At 73.6% G+C, this 16,018-nt stretch carries 14 protein-coding genes and 1 pseudogene; 10 read left to right on the forward strand and 5 right to left on the reverse strand.

The annotated features are described in order from the left end of the window. Nucleotides 1-123 precede the first annotated feature (123 nt). The gene (locus ACGFNF_RS29785; RefSeq protein WP_393172219.1) at nt 124-1,020 is read right to left on the reverse strand and encodes a hypothetical protein; all 897 of its coding nucleotides are present in this window, start codon (nt 1,018-1,020) and stop codon (nt 124-126) included. A gap of 309 nt (nt 1,021-1,329) precedes the next feature. Between ACGFNF_RS29785 and ACGFNF_RS29790 the strand changes: the two genes are divergently transcribed. The 4 genes from ACGFNF_RS29790 (at nt 1,330) to ACGFNF_RS29805 (ending at nt 5,444) form a co-directional block, all read left to right on the forward strand. Further along, a complete protein-coding gene (locus ACGFNF_RS29790; RefSeq protein ID WP_357580450.1) occupies nt 1,330-1,998 on the forward strand; it encodes a 50S ribosomal protein L11 methyltransferase in 669 nt (222 codons plus the stop codon). A gap of 9 nt (nt 1,999-2,007) precedes the next feature. Beyond that, the gene (locus tag ACGFNF_RS29795; RefSeq protein WP_393172222.1) at nt 2,008-3,171 is read left to right on the forward strand and encodes a cytochrome P450; all 1,164 of its coding nucleotides are present in this window, start codon (nt 2,008-2,010) and stop codon (nt 3,169-3,171) included. 591 nt (nt 3,172-3,762) lie between these two features. Continuing rightward, nucleotides 3,763-4,695, forward strand: coding sequence for an ATP-binding cassette domain-containing protein (locus ACGFNF_RS29800; protein WP_357580452.1), 933 nt, complete (start codon nt 3,763-3,765; stop codon nt 4,693-4,695). Further along, nucleotides 4,692-5,444 carry an ABC transporter permease gene (locus tag ACGFNF_RS29805; protein ID WP_393172224.1) on the forward strand — a complete coding sequence of 251 codons (753 nt, stop codon included), beginning with the start codon at nt 4,692-4,694 and terminating at the stop codon, nt 5,442-5,444. Before ACGFNF_RS29800 ends, ACGFNF_RS29805 begins: the two co-directional genes overlap by 4 nt. Nucleotides 5,445-5,466: 22 nt before the next feature. On the opposite strand, the gene ACGFNF_RS29810 is transcribed toward ACGFNF_RS29805, so the two are convergent. The 4 genes from ACGFNF_RS29810 to ACGFNF_RS29825 are packed head-to-tail and all read right to left on the reverse strand — an operon-like array spanning nt 5,467 to nt 9,745. Next, entirely contained in the window at nt 5,467-6,144 is a 678-nt protein-coding gene (locus ACGFNF_RS29810; protein WP_357580454.1) for a response regulator transcription factor, read from the reverse strand. After that, nucleotides 6,141-7,829, reverse strand: coding sequence for a sensor histidine kinase (locus tag ACGFNF_RS29815; protein ID WP_393172226.1), 1,689 nt, complete (start codon nt 7,827-7,829; stop codon nt 6,141-6,143). Before ACGFNF_RS29815 ends, ACGFNF_RS29810 begins: the two co-directional genes overlap by 4 nt. A gap of 54 nt (nt 7,830-7,883) precedes the next feature. Then, nucleotides 7,884-8,612: a dethiobiotin synthase gene (bioD, locus tag ACGFNF_RS29820; RefSeq protein ID WP_393172228.1), complete on the reverse strand. Its 729-nt coding sequence runs from the start codon at nt 8,610-8,612 to the stop codon at nt 7,884-7,886. Continuing rightward, nucleotides 8,609-9,745 (reverse strand): 8-amino-7-oxononanoate synthase, encoded by a 1,137-nt coding sequence (locus ACGFNF_RS29825; RefSeq protein ID WP_393172230.1) that lies wholly within the window; start codon nt 9,743-9,745, stop codon nt 8,609-8,611. Before ACGFNF_RS29825 ends, bioD begins: the two co-directional genes overlap by 4 nt. Nucleotides 9,746-9,899: 154 nt before the next feature. On the opposite strand from ACGFNF_RS29825, the gene bioB reads away from it, so the two are divergent. The 6 genes and pseudogenes from bioB (at nt 9,900) to ACGFNF_RS29855 (ending at nt 15,897) form a co-directional block, all read left to right on the forward strand. Continuing rightward, complete coding sequence (bioB, locus tag ACGFNF_RS29830) at nt 9,900-10,895, forward strand: biotin synthase BioB (RefSeq protein ID WP_132233178.1); 996 nt, start codon at nt 9,900-9,902, stop codon at nt 10,893-10,895. Next, on the forward strand, nt 10,892-11,125 hold the full coding sequence (locus tag ACGFNF_RS29835) for a hypothetical protein (protein WP_393172232.1): 234 nt from the start codon (nt 10,892-10,894) through the stop codon (nt 11,123-11,125). The genes bioB and ACGFNF_RS29835 overlap by 4 nt, the downstream gene beginning before the upstream one ends. Nucleotides 11,126-11,129: 4 nt before the next feature. Beyond that, nucleotides 11,130-11,636, forward strand: a complete 507-nt coding sequence (locus ACGFNF_RS29840; protein WP_393172234.1) for a GNAT family N-acetyltransferase — start codon at nt 11,130-11,132, stop codon at nt 11,634-11,636. Nucleotides 11,637-12,022: 386 nt separating this feature from the next. Next, nucleotides 12,023-12,751 carry an NUDIX domain-containing protein gene (locus ACGFNF_RS29845; RefSeq protein ID WP_393172236.1) on the forward strand — a complete coding sequence of 243 codons (729 nt, stop codon included), beginning with the start codon at nt 12,023-12,025 and terminating at the stop codon, nt 12,749-12,751. After that, nucleotides 12,748-13,909: pseudogene (locus ACGFNF_RS29850) on the forward strand (purine phosphorylase). Before ACGFNF_RS29845 ends, ACGFNF_RS29850 begins: the two are co-directional and overlap by 4 nt. Then, entirely contained in the window at nt 13,906-15,897 is a 1,992-nt protein-coding gene (locus tag ACGFNF_RS29855; protein WP_393172238.1) for a hypothetical protein, read from the forward strand. The pseudogene ACGFNF_RS29850 and the gene ACGFNF_RS29855 overlap by 4 nt, the downstream one beginning before the upstream one ends. The last annotated feature ends 121 nt before the right edge of the window (nt 15,898-16,018 follow it).

Raw genomic sequence — 16,018 nt, forward strand, 5'->3', positions numbered from 1 at the left:
CGTCGGGGCCGGTCGGCGTGCCGGCCGGCCCCGACGGACCACCTCCGGCCGTCGACCCGGGCGGACCGCCGCCGGGCACGCGTCCCCGTGCCTCCGCCGGACAGTCGTACCTGTGGCCCTCGGTCAGCGGCGCGCCGCCCGCCACCGTCCGGGCACGACGGGCCGTTCCCAGCGCCGGTCCGGCCCGACGTCGTCGTCCGCGCCGGCCGCCCGGGTCAGGTGACGCAGCCGCAGCAGCAGGCCGAGGCCGAGCGAGAGCAGCAGCCCACCGAGCAGGAACGCGGCCTGCACGATCCCGAACCCACCGGCCCCCGCCACCGGCCGCCCCGTGCCGGCCGCCGGCGATGCCCCGGCGGCCACCGGCCCGTCGGTCGCCAAGTCGTCAGTCACCGGCTCGTCAGTCCCCGGCTCGTCGGTGGCGGGCGACGCCCCCGGCTCCGCCGCTCGCCCGGTCTCCCCAGCCGGTCCGGTCGTGTCCGCCGGGGCAGGGCGGGACTCCGGCTCCTCGGGCGCGGCCGTCCGCGCGGCCGACCCGACCACTGACCGCGTCGCCGTCTGTCGGGACAGCAGCCGCAGGTTCGCGTCGTACGCCTCCGCCGCCAGCGTGATCCGCCCCCGGGTGACGTCTCCGGCGAAGGCCAACCGGTAGCGGGCGGTGACCGTCCGCCCGGGGCAGAGCGTGCCCGGGTCGAGCCGGCGGTCGGTCAGCCGGGCCACGTCCCCGTCGGCGCGGATGTCCAGCGGGAACGAGCCGGTCTCCTCGACCCGGTCCACCCTGACCTGGTCGAGCCGCATCCCGCGCACCCGCAGCACCATCGACCAGCGGACCTTGACGCAGCCGCCGTCGTCGCGGGAGACCACGGCGGAGACGGTCTCCACCCGGCCCCCGGCGGTGAACTCGTCCGGCAGGCCGCTCAACTCGGTGGCGAAGGCCGCCTGCGCGGGCGCGGGCAGACCCGCCCCGGTCAGGCAGCCGAGCACCACCCCGGCCCGTAGCGCGTACCGCCACACGGTCGCCACTTCCCACCTCCCGCCGCTCGCCGCCAACCCGCAACGCTGCCAGCGCCGCCGGCCGGCCGGTAGACGGGCGTGTTCGCACCGGTCGCCAAGCGCGGGGGCCAATTTCACCGACCGTGGTGAACCGGTCACCCCCTCCCCGCGACACGCCCGGCCCCGACGACCGCGCGACGGCGACCGGCCGAGGGGTGACCGCGCGACGGCGACCGGCTTGCGGCGGCCGGTCGGGGCGGCCCTCGACCGGCCGCCGATCGGGGGCGATCCGGGGTGGCGCCGGTCGGCGGGTCCGGGTGGCGGGGGACAATCGCCGGCGTGTCCGACCTCTCCGCCGCCTTCGTCCGCCTGCACGCCAGTCTCTCCCCGGTCGCCTTCGTTCCCGAGGTGCGGCTGCACCAGGCGGACGACGCCATCGGCCTGTGGGAGCTGACGGAGGGCGAGTTCCGCAGCGCGCAGCCGCCGCCGTTCTGGGCCTTCGCCTGGGCCGGCGGGCAGGCGCTGGCCCGGTATGTCACCGACCACCCGGAACTGGTCGCCGGCCGCCGGGTGCTGGACCTCGCCGCGGGCTCCGGCCTGGTCGCCATCGCCGCCGCGCGGGCCGGCGCCGCCGCCGTGCGCGCCGTGGAGATCGACGAGCTGGCCGTCGCCGCCGTCGCGGTCAACGCCGAGGCCAACGGGGTACGCGTCGACGCCGAACTCGGCGACGTCCTCGACGGCGACGCCGGTGGGGCCGAGGTGGTGCTCGCCGGGGACGTGTTCTACAGCCAGGCGATGGCCAACCGGGTGCTGCGCTTCCTGCTCCGGGCCGCCCGCGCCGGGGCCCAGGTGCTGGTCGGCGACCCCGGCCGGGCCTTCCTGCCCCACGACCGCTTCGACGAGCTGGCCGTCTACGACGTGCCGGTGCCCGAGACGCTGGAGAGCGTACGGGTGAAGCGCACCACGGTGTGGCAGTTGCGGGCGGGGCTGCCGGGGGCGGGCCGCTAGCGTGTCGGCGTGCTGTTCCGGAGCTGGGCGCAGACCGCCGACGCGCACTGGCCGGACGTGGCCCGGGTACGCGACCACGTGGGGGTCGCGCACCTGGTCGTGACCCGGCACGCCCTGGTCCGTGAGGTGCTCACCGATCCGGCGACGTACCGGCCGGACAACGCGCTGGACGCGGTGACCCCGATCCCGGTGGCCGCGCTGCGGGTGCTGGCCGGGCACCGGTTCCGGCTGCCGCCGACCCTGGCGAACAACGGTGGCGCCAGCCACCCGGCGATCCGGGCGATCGTCGCCGACGCCCTGCACCCGACGCGGGTCGCCGCGCAGCGGCCCTGGCTTACCGACCTGGTCCGGGAGCGCGTCGGCGGGATCGCCGCCACCCTGGACGCCGGCGGGTCGGTGGACCTGTACGCCCGGCTCGCCGCCGACCTGCCGCTGCTGGTGCTGGCCCGGCTGGTCGAGCTGCCGGACGCGCCGGTCGGCGCGGTGAAGGCGTTCGCCCGCGCCGCGCTGGAACTGTTCTGGGCGCCCCTGGACGCCGACCGGCAGCAGGCCCTCGCCGCCGAGGTGGGCCGCTTCCACCGGGTGCTGCGGGAGTTCGCCGCGACCGGGGGCGGGCTGGCCGGGTCGCTGCGGGCCGCCGGGCACCCGCCCGACGTGGTGGTGGGCGCGCTGTTCTTCCTGCTGGTGGCCGGCCAGGAGACCACCTCGCAGTTCCTCACCCTGCTGCTGCACCGGCTGACCGGCGAGCCGGCCGTGCTGGCCGGCCTGCGCGACGGCACCGTCCCGGTCGCCGACGTCGTCGAGGAGGGGCTGCGGCTGGAGCCGCCGATCGTCACCTGGCGGCGGGTGGCGGCGGTGGACACCACGCTGGGCGGGACGGCGGTGCCGGCGGGCACCAGCATCGTGCTCTGGCTGGCCCGCGCCGGCCGCGACCCGGCCACCGTCGACGCGCCGGACGAGTTCCGACCCGGGCAGCGCGGCTCCCGCCGGCACCTGGCCTTCGGGGCGGGCGCGCACCGCTGCGTCGGCGACCAGTTGGCCCGGATGGAGGCGGCCGTGGTGGTCACGGAGACCGCCCCGCTGCTGGACGGCGTCAGCGTGCTCCGCCCGCCGTGGTGCCCGGACAACCTGACCTTCCGGATGCCCGACGCGTTCGTCGTCCGCCGCCGCTGACCGGCCCGCCGACGCCAGTACCGCACCGGCCCGGGGTGAGGTGCTCTCCGGGAGTGCCCCCGGTGGACCGCCAACGGACACACCCCCGCTCGATGTGCGGCACCCGGCTCGATGTGCGGCACCCGGCACGGTGTGCGGCACGCGGCTCGGTGATCAGGACGCCATGGACCTTTGCCGGCGGTTTTAAGGTCCATGGCGTCCTGATCACCACCGGTCACCACCGGCGAGGCGGCACCGGGGGCTGCGTTGGCGGGCGGTGAGCGCGTCGCGGCGGCGGCCTGTGCGGGAGAGGTGTCGGCCGTGTGAGAGCGGCGGCGACCCGTGTGGGAGAGATGGCAGCCGTGTGAGAGCGGCGGCAGCCCGCGTGGGAGGACGGCGGGCACGCGTCCCGCCGGCGCCGGCGAGGCGGCAGCCCACGTGAGAGGCGGCAGCCGTGTGAGAACGGCGGCGATCCGCATGGGAGAGGCGGCAGCCTTGTGGGAGAGGTGGCGGCCCGTGTGGAGAGGTGGTGGCGGGACTCGACGAAAGTCAGTGGACGGTGGTGCCGTTCGGGCGCGGCCGGGGCGGGGGTTCCGGACCTAGCGTCGGCGCATGATCACATTGCGTGGGTTGACGAAGCGGTTCGGGGGCACGACCGCCGTCGACGCCCTGACCGTCGACATCGGGCCCGGGCGGGTCACCGGGTTCCTCGGCCCGAACGGCGCGGGCAAGTCCACCACCATGCGGATGATCCTCGGGCTGGACCGGCCCACCGCCGGGCAGGCGCTCGTGCGCGGGCGGGCGTACCGGGAGCTGCGGCGCCCGCTGCGCGAGGTCGGCGCGCTGCTCGACGCCCGGGCCGTCCATCCCGCCCGCTCGGGTCGGGCGCACCTGCTCGCGATGGCCCGCAGCAACGGGATACCGGACCGCCGGGTGGACGAGGTGCTCGCCACCGTGGGGCTGGACGCCCGTGCCGCCGCCAAGCCCGGCCGCACCCTCTCCCTCGGCATGGGCCAGCGGCTCGGCATCGCCGGGGCGCTGCTCGGCGACCCGCCGGTGCTGATGTTCGACGAGCCGGTCAACGGCCTCGACCCGGACGGGGTGCGCTGGGTCCGGCAGCTGATGCGCTCCCTGGCCGACGAGGGCCGGACGGTCTTCGTCTCCAGCCATCTGATGACCGAGATGCAGCTCACCGCCGACCGGCTGGTGGTGATCGGCCGGGGTCGCCTGCTCGCCGACGCCCCGATCGACGAGGTCATCGCCGGCAGCGCGGTGGCCGTGCGCGTACGCAGCCCGCAGCCGGCCGGCCTCGCCGCCCTCGCCGGGCGTCTCACCGCCGCCGGGGCCGCCGTCGAGCCGGCCGGCCCCGACGAGCTGACCGTCACGGGCGCCACCGTCGAGCGGATCGGCGACGTGGCGTACGAGCTGGGAGTGCGGCTGCACGAGCTCAGCCCGCACGGGGCCTCCCTGGAACAGGCCTTCATGGAACTGACCGCCGACAGCGTCGAGTACGCCGGCACCCCGACCGTGAGCGAGGCACGATGAACACGATCTCCGCCGAGTGGACCAAGTTGTGGTCCGTGCGTTCCACCTGGTGGTCCTTGCTGGCCGGGGTGCTGCTGATGGCCGCCACCGCCGGTCAGCTTGCCATCTACGCCGCCAACGCGAACACCAACGACGACCCGGCCGACGACGCCGGGATCGTCACCGTCGGCAGCATCGTGATCGGCTCGGTCGAGCTGACCCAGTACGCCGTGCTGGCGCTGGGCCTGCTCGTGATCACCAGCGAGTTCACCAGCGGCACGATCCGTACCACCTTGCAGTGCACGCCGTCTCACGGCCGGGTGCTGCTGGCCAAGGCCGTGGTGACCGGGGCGGTGACGTTCGCGCTCGGGCTGCTGCTCGGCGCGGTCGGCGCGCTGGTGGCACGGCCGGTGCTCGGCCGCTGGGGCGCCGCGCCGGCGGGCGGCACCGTCGGCGACGTCCTGGCGGTGGCGACCTACCTGGCGCTGGTCGGCGTGCTGGCCCTCGGGCTCGGCGCGGCCCTGCGCAGCGCGGTGCTCACCTTGACCGTGCTCGTCGCCACGCTGATGATCGTTCCGCTGTCGTTGCAGGAGCCGGACATCGCCGTGCTGAACCGGATCGCCGACGCCTTCCCGGGGGTGGCCGGGGCGCACTTCCTGGCCGGGGACACCGACCCGTACCCGGCGCCGGTCGGGTTACTCCTGCTCGCCGGCTGGGCCGGCGCGGCACTGCTGCTGGGCCGCGCCGCGCTGCGCCGCCGCGACGCGTGAGCCGGGCGCGGGGTGGGGCGGGTCAGCCGGTCGGCTCGACCAGCCCCGCCTCGTACGCGAGGATCGCCGCCTGCACCCGGTTACGCACCTCGAGGCGGGTGAAGACGCTCGTCAGGTAGCTCTTCACGGTCCCCTCGACCAGGTGCAGCCGGCGGGCGATCTCGGCGTTGGACAGGCCCGCCCCGACCAGCGCGAGCACCTCCCGCTCCCGCTCGGTCAGCCCCGCCAGCCGGTCCCGGGCCACCGGCCGGCGGGCCAGCCGGTCACCGCCCAGCTCGATGACCCGACGCGCCACCTGCGGTGACAGGTACGCGCCGCCGTCGGCGACGGCGTGCACCCCGGCGATCAACTCGCGTGGGTCGCCGGCCTTGAGCAGAAATCCGCTCGCCCCGTGCCCGAGCGCCCGGGCGACGTGGTCGTCCTCGCCGAACGTGGTCAGCATGAGCGTCGCCGTCTCCGGCACGAGCCGGCGGATCTCGGCGGCGGCGGTGAGCCCGTCCAGCCTCGGCATCCGGATGTCCAGCAGCGCCACCCGGGGCCGGTGCGCCCGGACGAGTTCCACCGCGGCCCGGCCGTCCCCGGCCTCGGCCACCACCTCGATGCCCGGATCGGTGGCCAGGATCGCCCGGACGCCCGCCCGGATCATCGCCTCGTCGTCGGCGAGGACGACCCGCACCGGGCCGGCCGTGTCGGCGTTCATCCGTCGATCCGCTCCTTGCTGACCAGCCGGCCCTCGACGAAGCAGAGCCGCCACGTCGGCTGGGCCAGGGGGAAGTTGCCGTCGGTGTAGTGCTCGCAGCCGGGACGCGCCGTCCCGGCGGGCGGGGCCGACTGCCGTCGGGGCAGCCCGGTCAGCTCGGCGCGCTGCGCGCCCACGGGCATCCGCGCGAAGGCCCGGTCGTCGAGGACCGTACCGGCGGTGGCGACCGGGTAGTAGACGAGGGAGAGGACCAGCGCGAGGCCCGCCGGGGCGCCGAGCGCCGTCAGCAGGCTGCGCCGGACCCGCCGGCGGGCGTCGCGCAGCCGCCGCTCGGCCTCGCCCGGCCGATCCCCCGGCGCCCCACCGTCCGACGCGTCGGCGCCCGCACCCGGGGCGACCGGAAGCCCCGGCCCGTCCGCCTCGCCCGCCTCGCCCGCCGACCAGCCGCCCGCCGGCCAGCCGCCCGCCGACCACCGGCCACTGCCGGGGCCGGGGCCGGGGCCGGAGTCGCCTCCGCCCGCCCGGGCCGCCGCCGGCAGGCGGGCACGGACGGCGAAGCCGCCACCGTCCTGGTGACCGGTCGTCAGGACGCCGCCGGCGAGCCGGACCCGCTCGGCGAGGGCGAGCAGGCCGGAACCGGTGGACGGCGGGCCGGGCAGTGGGCCCGCCGGTGGTGGGTCGTTGACGACGGCCACGTCGATCCGGTCGCCGTCGGCGGCCAGCACGACGCTGACCGACGCGCCGGGGGCGTACCGGGCGGCGTTGGTCAGCGCCTCGCGGACCACCCGGTGCGCGGCGTACGCGGCCATCGGCGGCAGCTGCGCGAGGGCCTGCGCGCCGTCCAGCCGCACCGCCATGCCCGCCTCCCGGGCCCCGTCGACCAGCTCGGTGACGCTCTCGTCGGCCGGCCGGGTGGTCGCCGCGCCGTCCGGCTCCCGGAGTACCCCGATGATCCTGCGCAGCCGCTCGGTGGCGACGCCGACGCTGGCCCGCAGCTCCGCGGCGGCAGCCCGGTGTCGGGGAGCCAGGTCGTCGGCCACCTCCAGGGCGGCGGCGCGCAGGGCGATCAGGCTCAGGTCGTGCCCGAGCGAGTCGTGCATCTCCTGGGCGATGCGGGCCCGTTCCCGCAGTCGGACCCGCTCCGCGGTGCCCCGCCGCTCGCGCTCCCGCGCCTCGGCGTGCCGGCGGCCGGCCTCGGTCAGGGCGGCCTGCTGCCGCCGGTACCGCCCGACGAGCCACGGGAACACCCCGGCGAAGAGCAGCACCGAGGCGAGCAGGAACCAGGTGGCCGCGCCGGTGCCGAGCAGCCCCAGGTTGAGCGCCGTGCCGCCGGCCGCGAGCACGGCGAAGGCGACGGCGGCCGTACGGGCGGTGGCGCTGCGGCGACCGGTCAGATAACTGAACACCGGGATCGCGAAGAGGAAGTTGCCGTCCAGCAACGACCCGAGCACCACCCCGACCAGGGCGACCACCGGCCAACGCCGGCTCACCGCGACCGCCACCGCGAGCAGCAGCAGCGCGCCGGCCAGCCGGGCGGTGGCCGGCCCCGAGTGCGGCGGGGTGACGAGCGCGTACGCGATCGGGGCAGCGGTCGTCGCCCACAGGAGCAGGTCGCCGAGCCGCCGCCGGACGACCTCCCGGGACCGCACCGCGCCGCCCACCCGGACGGACCACCAGTTCCCCACGGCGGTCAGGCTACCCACGCCCGACCTGCGCCGGCACCGACGAAAGTCAGGTGCTCAGCTGATCTCCTCGGCCCACGCGCGCCAGTCGTCGAGCACCCCGTAGAGCGCCGGGGTGAGCCAGCCGGACGCGGACCGGCGGAAGACCCCCGGATCCATCGCCCCGGTCCCGGCCGGCAGGGCGCCCATCAGCCTCGGCACCAGGTCGGTCAGGTTGGCCCAGTGCACCAGCTCCGGCGCCGCCGGCCAGGCGCCGACCACCACGCCCGCCGGCACCCCCCGACGCTCCAGGGCCTCCAGCGTCAACGCGGTGTGGTTCAGGGTGCCCAGACCGGCCCGCGTCACCACCACGGCCGGGCAGCCCAGCGCCACCGCCAGGTCCGCCACCGTCCAGGGCTTCCCCTCCGGCCACAGCCCCATCGGTACGAGCAGGCCGCCCGCGCCCTCGACGAGCACCAGGTCGTGCTTGTCGGCCTCCTCGCGGACCGCGTCGACAACGGTGTCCAGCTCCAGCGGCTCCAGCTGGGCGACCCGGGCCGCCGCCAGCGGGGCGAGCGGGTCGGGGAAGCTGGCCAGCGTCCGGCCGGTCAGCGGGGCGGCCAGCCGGTTGACCGCGTCGACGTCGCCCGGCTCGCCGCCGGCCGTACCCGTCTGGGCGGGCTTGACCACCGCGACCCGCAGGCCGGCCGCCTGCGCGGCGGCCGCGATCGCCGCGGTGACCACCGTCTTGCCGACGTCGGTGTCGGTGCCGGTCACCAGCACCGGCCCGCGCCACGGCCCGGTCATGGTGCTGCCTCCACGATGGTCTCCAGGGCCCGCTCGAAGTCCGCCCGGGGGATGCCGGCGCCGATGGTCAGCCGCAGCCGGGACCGGCCGTCCGGCGTGGACGGGGGCCGGAAACAGCCGACGGCGACTCCCCGGTCGCGGCAGTCGGCCGCCCAGGCGCTCGCCGCCTCGGGGCCGGGGGCGGTGACCGAGACGACCGCGCCGTCGGGGGCGGAGACCGCCAGCCCGGCGGCGCCCAGCCGGCGGACGACCAGGGCGGCCCGCTCGGCCAGTTCCGCGCGCAGGTCGTCGCCGGCGCGGGCCAGCCCGACGGCGGCGTGCACGCCCGCGGCCACGGCCGGGGGCAGCGCGGTGTCGAAGATGAAGGTCCGGCCGGTCTCGATCACGTGCCGGACGAACTCCGCCGGCCCGGCGACCACCCCGCCCGCGCCGCCGAGGGCCTTGGAGAGGGTGGCGGTGACGACCACGTCGGGCTGGCCGGCGAGGCCGGCGGCGGCGACACCCCCGGCGCCGGCCGGGCCGGTCACCCCGAGGGCGTGCGCGTCGTCGACCAGCAGCAGCGCGCCGTGCTCCCGGGCGACGGCGTGCAGCCGGGCCAGCGGGGCGAGGTCGCCGTCGACGGAGAAAACCGACTCGGTGACGACCACCGCCGGCCGGCCGGGCGCGGCGGCGAGCGCGGCGGCCACCGCCGCGACGTCGGCGTGCGGGGTCACCACGGTCTCCGCGCCCGAGATCCGGCAGCCGTCGATCAGGGAGGCGTGGTTGTGGGCGTCGGAGACGAGCAGCGTACGGGGCCGCACCAGCGCCCGGACCGCCCCGAGGTTGGCCAGGTAGCCGGAGGAGAAGACGAGTGCCCGTTCGGCGCCGAGCCAGTCGGCGAGGGCGTCCTCGAGCGCGTGGTGGGCGTCGGTGGAGCCCCGCACCAGCCGCGACCCGGTGGCCCCCAGCCCGTACGCCGACAGCGCCCGCGCCGCCGCGGCGGTGACCTCGGGGTGGGTGGCCAGGCCGAGGTAGTCGTTGCCGGCCAGGTCGACCACGGCGTCGCCGGCGGCCCGCGGTCGCAGCCGGCGGGTCAGCCCCGCCTTCGCGCGCAGTTCGGCGCGGCGGTCGAGCGCCGCCAGCCAGTCCGCCACCGTCACCCCCACGCCGCCCGGCCGGCCGCCGTCGGCCGCTTCCGCCGGGCGAAATTACCACCCGCCGGCCAGCGCCCGGCGTGTCCACCCCGGCGTCCGGGTGCCGACACGCGGGCCGTTCATCCCGGCCAGGTGGCCTTGTAGGGTACGAGCCATGCCAGAGATCCTCGACCAGGCCCGAACCCAGGTGCTGGAGAACGGCGTCGGTCTCGACGAGGCCGGCGTCCTCGCCGTGCTGAACCTGCCCGACGAGCAGCTGCCCGCCGCCCTCCAGCTCGCCCACGAGGTGCGGATGCGGTGGTGCGGGCCCGAGGTGGAGGTCGAGGGGATCGTCTCGCTGAAGACCGGCGGGTGCCCGGAGGACTGCCACTTCTGCTCGCAGTCGGGCCTGTTCACCTCCCCGGTCCGGTCGGTCTGGCTGGACATCCCCTCGCTGGTCGAGGCGGCGAAGCAGACCGCGGCGACCGGGGCGACGGAGTTCTGCATCGTGGCGGCCGTGCGCGGCCCGGACGCCCGGCTGATGAAGCAGATGCGCGAGGGCGTCGCCGCGATCAAGGCCGAGGTCGACATCCAGGTCGCCGCGTCGCTGGGCATGCTCAGCAAGGAGCAGGTCGACGAGCTGGTCGACATGGGCGTGCACCGCTACAACCACAACCTGGAGACCTGCCGCTCCTACTTCCCCAACGTGGTCACCACGCACTCCTGGGAGGAGCGCTGGGAGACCCTGCGGATGGTCCGCGAATCCGGCATGGAGGTCTGCTGCGGCGGCATCCTCGGCCTGGGCGAGACGGTGGAGCAGCGGGCCGAGTTCGCCGCGCAGCTCGCCGAGCTGGACCCGCACGAGGTGCCGCTGAACTTCCTCAACCCCCGCCCCGGCACCCCGCTGGGCGACCGGCCGGTGGTGGAGGGCAAGGACGCGCTGCGCGCCATCGCCGCCTTCCGGCTGGCCATGCCGCGCACCATCCTGCGGTACGCGGGCGGCCGGGAGATCACCCTCGGTGACCTGGGCACCCGCGACGGCCTCCTCGGCGGCATCAACGCGGTCATCGTCGGCAACTACCTGACCACGCTGGGCCGGCCGGCGACGGCCGACCTGGAGCTGCTCGACGACCTGAAGATGCCGGTCAAGGCGCTCTCCGCGACGCTGTGAGCGCCCCGGTGACGACGAGTGACGCGGCGACGGCGGCCGGCGGGACGTCGGCCGCCTGGTGCGACCGCTGCGGCGAGGCCGTGGCGGCCGGGTCGCACGACGGGTGCGCGGCGGCCCGGGAGCTGGAGCCGCCGCGCTTCTGCGCGCACTGCCGCCGCCGGATGAAGGTGCAGGTGCTGCCGGTCGGCTGGGCGGCGGTCTGCGTCGAGCACGGCGAGATCCGGGGCTGAGGGGATGCTGCGCGGCCGGGCGGTGACCCTGCGGCCGGCGGGCGCCGGGGACGTGCCGGCGCTCGTCGCGATCCGGGCCAACCCGGAGGTCCGGCGCTGGTGGCGCGGCGGCGACGACCTGGTCGCCGCCGTCCGGGCCGACCTCGCCGACGAGGCCCTGACGGTGTACGCGATCGAGCACGACGGCCGGGTGGTCGGCGCGATCCAGTGGTACGCCGAGGACGACCCCGACTACCGGCACGCCAGCATGGACGTCTTCCTCGACCCGGCGGTACGCGGCGCCGGGCTCGGCGGGGACGCGATCCGCACCCTGGTCCGGCACCTGATCGACGAGCACGGCCACCACCGGTTCACCATCGACCCGGCGGCGGCGAACACGGCGGCCGTCCGGGCGTACGCGAAGGTCGGCTTCCGCCCCGTCGGCGTGCTGCGCCGCTACGAGCGCGGCGAGGACGGGCGCTGGCACGACGGGCTGCTGATGGACCTGCTCGCCGACGAACTGGCCGACTGAGCCGGACGCCACCAGGCCGTCTCACCGCACCAGCCGAGCATTAGCAGCACCTGCTTGGTGCCGAGGCCCGGTGCGGCGACATGGGCATGCGGTGGCGGCGTACTCGCCCCGCAACCCTGGGTGCCTTGCGGCGTTGGTCTGCGCCGCACGGACTCGGAACCCGCTGCTGCCCCGGCCAGACAAAGCCCGGTCCTCCCGGCCGGCGGCACCGTGCTGGTCACCGCCGGCCGAACCGTGCACATCTACTCGCCAAATCAAGCGTTGATACCGCAGGCGCACCTTGCTCCAACTGCCGTGTGCGGCCGACGGGTGCCCGTTGGCACGCTGCTGAAATCCGACACTCAGCAGGGTTCCTGTCAGGCTGACAGTAAGCCTATGGTCGACTCATGTCCGACGATCGCTGGGTTGCCCCAGCCGTTCTGCTCGCGGTTGACCTCGTCATCCTCACGCTGCGTGAATCCTGCCTGCAGGTACTGCTGATCGAGCGCGGCGTCGAGCCCTATCAGGGGGCTCTCGCCCTGCCTGGCGGTTTCCTGAGCCATGAAGAGGAAGACCTCTTGGCCGCTGCCCATCGGGAGCTTTCCGAGGAGGCCGGCGTGGGGGCAGATCAGTTGCACCTCGAACAACTGGGCATCTACGGCAGACCCGGGCGAGACCCTAGGGGCCGGGTGGTCTCTGTGGCATACCTGGCCGTCGCCCCTCGGCTGCCTGAACCGATCGCCGGCACCGACGCGTCAGCCGCGTGTTGGACGCCGGTGGCCCAGGCGCTGTCCGGCAGAGCGCGGCTCGCCTTCGACCACGGACAGATTCTCACGGAAGGTGTCGACCGAGCCCGGGAGAAGTTGGAGCGCTCCGCCCTCGCCACAGCGTTCTGCGGCCCGACCTTCACCATCTCGGAACTGCAGAACGTCTATGAAGCGGTATGGGGCGTACAGCTCGATCCACGGAATTTCTACCGGAAGGTGCAGGGCGTGGACGGCTTCATCGTTCCCGCCGGAGGCACTCGGAAGACGGAGGGCGGCCGTCCCGCGCGGCTGTTCCGACCTGGCCCTCGCACAGCGCTGCATCCCCCCATGACCAGACCTACCAGTTTAATTAGCAAGGAGACAACGTGAGCACGAACAGCGGTCTCGTCGTGATCCTCACGGCCCTGAACCTCGAGTACGAAGCGGTCCGCGACCGACTGACCGAGTTGCGAGTGCACCGACACGCCGCCGGCACCCGTTTTGAAGTGGGCCGGATCCGCCAGAGTCGTTGCCGGGTCGCGCTGGCCCTGGTCGGCAAAGGTAATCATTCGGCCGCAGTCCTCGCTGAGCGCGCAATGGCGGAATTCGCTCCGGCCGCAGTGCTGTTCGTCGGAGTGGCCGGTGGCCTGTGGCGCAACATTCAGCTCGGCGATGTCGTCGTCGCGAGCAAGATCTACGCCTATCACGGCGGCACCAGCGAGGACGATGGCCTGAAGGCCCGACCAAAGGCGTGGGAGATCCCGCACGAGGCTGACCAGGTCGCGCATCACGTTGCCAGAGGCAGTAGCTGGCGCCACGGCCTACCCACCGGTTCTTCTCCAGTGGTCCACTTCGGGCCTATTGCCGCTGGTGAGGTCGTACAGGACTCGGCAATCTCCGCGCAGGCCAACTGGATCCGTCAGCACTACAACGACGCCGTAGCGATCGAGATGGAGGCGGCGGGTGTAGCACAGGCCGGCCACCTAAACCGGGCCCTTCCCGTGGTGGTCGTACGCGGTATCAGTGACCGCGCCGACGGCAGCAAGACAGCTACCGACGGAATGAACTGGCAACCGCGGGCGGCACGCCACGCCGCCGCGTTCGCCACCGCACTGGCACAGGAATTGATCAACTATGGCCCGATTAGCCAATCAGACACCGCAGGTCGAGACGGGAGCCAGCCAATGGGTATGACCAACCGAAACATTGCTACCGGCAACGCCCGGGTAGGGGTGCAGGCCGGGCAGATCCACGGCAATGTCATTTTCGGCGCAGGCCCGGACGGGCCGGTCGACCTGGGCAGCGAGTATTGCCGAGCTGAGGAGCCACCTCAAGCAGGCCCACCTCGATGGTCACCTCGACGAAGAGACCTATGTGGCGGCCGAGTCGGAATTGGACGCGGCAACCGACTGCCTTTCAGCAAACACCTCCGAAAAGCGGGGCGGCCTGCTCGTCGCGCTCAAGCGGTTGCGGGGTTTGGTAGCCGACGTGACTGAGCTGGCAGCGCGCCTAGCAGTCATCATCGCCACGGTGCGAGGGCTGTCGTGACAAGCCCCACGGCGACCAACGTCGCCCAAGGCGACGCTCGCGTCGATCTGCAGGCGGGGATCGTTCACGGCGACGTCAACTTCTACCGTCTGCCACCAGACCCGAGCCCCGAAGAACAATTCAACGCCGCCTTGAAGTACCTCCGCGCGCGGGTTCGCGATGAGGCACGGAGGTTCATCGAGAAGGCGGTGGCCGGCGGATATGCCACCACCGAAGTCCAGTTCTACCGGCTGATCGCACTGTTGAGCGGACGCACCCTACGACAGCTCGGCACGGAGGAGTTGGATCGCCTCGACGCCATCTGTACCAGCCTGCCAGAACTTGACGACCGTGACGAATGGGCAGCGGGGTTGAAGGCCATCATCCGGATCCTGGGTCCGGTCAACGCTGCCGAGGCAGAACTCGTCATCAAGGAAATCGACGCGCTGAACCAGCGCCAACGCGACTGGATCTACGGTCACCTCGATGCACTACTCGAGGGCGCCATGCAGGATGAGATGTGGCAAAGATCTGTCACTCTCGCGAAGACGCAACGCACCGCGGATGACCGGCTGAACCGGGTCTGGAAGTTCTTCCACCCCACGCCAGCGCAGCCGAGGACCTTACCGGTCGAGCCCCCCGCTGTCGCCTTGAGGGACTGGTTACGCGTCGGCGCGGGCACGGCTCTCTTCACATTCGCCTTTGTCAAATTGACCATACTGGTGGCGGCTCACGGCGAACTCGACTCGAACCTCGGTCTGCTCGTCAGCCTGGCCGGCCTAGCCGCCTTCTGCATCGGTGGGGCAGACCGCTACTACCGAAGGACGCGCCTGCGAAAAAAGGACGCCGGAATGCGTCCGCCCCGCCAGCGTCGCCCTGAAGCGCCGCCAGGGGGCTTCGCCCGCAAGGTAGACCGGCTCTTCAACCGCTATTTCGGCCGATACGTCCCGCGAGGAACCGACCGCGCACACTGGCTCGCCCAAACGGCAGGAATTCGACGACAACTGCGGGACGAGTTGGTCGAGATCTACCGTGAGCAGCGCATCGAGGCCGAACAAATCGCTTGGCTCGTCCGATACCTGGTGAGCGACGTCCGCGAACAGTGGGAACGGGACACGTTGACGGCGTACCGCCACCAGCTCCAATCCCCAGGCACAACGATGGCACTTTACATCGGTGGGCTGGTTGCCCTGACTGCCGGCAGCTTGTGGGCTGTTCCTGCCGCCGTGATGGCCGCTCCCCTCCAAGGCATCGCCTGGTGCCTACTCGCGGTGGCGTCTGCGGTGCCGGCGCTCCGCTCGTCGTTCCGGATCGTCGCCGAACGCCGCAGGGTGACCGCCGACCAGGCGGAGCGAGCTGACAAGGAGGCAGCCAGGTGGGCGGCGTACCACCGGTGGCAGCGCAAACTCTCCGACAAACCGTCGGACACTGAGATGGCCGCCTGGCTGGAAGGTGACCGTAAGGTCTTGGTCGACCAAGCCATGCGGCAGTACAGGCTACGCCCGAGCCAGGTTATCGCGCACGCCTTCATCGAGGCGCCCGCCAACTCCTGCAAGAAGGCGCGGTACCCGCGCGGTCCGTGGCGGTACTCCCGCTACCGTCTGCTGCTCTTCCTACTCACCGACGACGGGGTCAGGCAGGTCAACATCGATCTGGATTTCGAGGCCGCCGTGGACCGCACAACACAGCGGCTCAATTATCGATTCGACGCCGTCGCCGCCGTCCGGATCGACGGTATAGCGGCCCGACAACAGACCTTCGAGTTGACACTGTTCAGCGGGGAACCGGTCTCGGTCCTGGTGAGCGAGTCCGACAACGAAGCGCTCCAGCACAACGAGGACCCGACCAGAATCGCCGAATTGTCACTGGATGCCTCCGGACTCAGCCACACCCTGCACGTGCTTGAAGGGATCGCTGCAGAGGGCAAGGAGTGGGTGAGGCACCGGCGCCAACGCGCCGATGCCAGACTCGCCAACCTAGCGAGCACCGTGCGCGGTCTGCTCGATTGAGCAGCCGTCGCAGCACCGCAATTGTAAGAGGGTGGTTCGGTAGCCTTTGCCCATTGTGGGCTTGGCTCAGTGTGTGAATGCGAGCGATGGTCGTAACCGGTGAGGTCTCCATCGCGTTGGG

It is taken from the genome of Micromonospora sp. NPDC048868 (assembly GCF_043198195.1).
GTDB classification, from domain to species: domain Bacteria; phylum Actinomycetota; class Actinomycetes; order Mycobacteriales; family Micromonosporaceae; genus Micromonospora; species Micromonospora reichwaldensis.

Excerpts from the sequence above, each read along its gene's own strand:
- ACGFNF_RS29800 (WP_357580452.1), top strand. The coding sequence starts at position 3,763 with ATGATCACATTGCGTGGGTTGACGAAGCGGTTCGGGGGCACGACCGCC.
- ACGFNF_RS29805 (WP_393172224.1), top strand. The coding sequence starts at position 4,692 with ATGAACACGATCTCCGCCGAGTGGACCAAGTTGTGGTCCGTGCGTTCC.
- ACGFNF_RS29810 (WP_357580454.1), bottom strand. The coding sequence starts at position 6,144 with ATGAACGCCGACACGGCCGGCCCGGTGCGGGTCGTCCTCGCCGACGAC.
- bioD (WP_393172228.1), bottom strand. The coding sequence starts at position 8,612 with ATGACCGGGCCGTGGCGCGGGCCGGTGCTGGTGACCGGCACCGACACC.
- bioB (WP_132233178.1), top strand. The coding sequence starts at position 9,900 with ATGCCAGAGATCCTCGACCAGGCCCGAACCCAGGTGCTGGAGAACGGC.
- ACGFNF_RS29840 (WP_393172234.1), top strand. The coding sequence starts at position 11,130 with ATGCTGCGCGGCCGGGCGGTGACCCTGCGGCCGGCGGGCGCCGGGGAC.
- ACGFNF_RS29845 (WP_393172236.1), top strand. The coding sequence starts at position 12,023 with ATGTCCGACGATCGCTGGGTTGCCCCAGCCGTTCTGCTCGCGGTTGAC.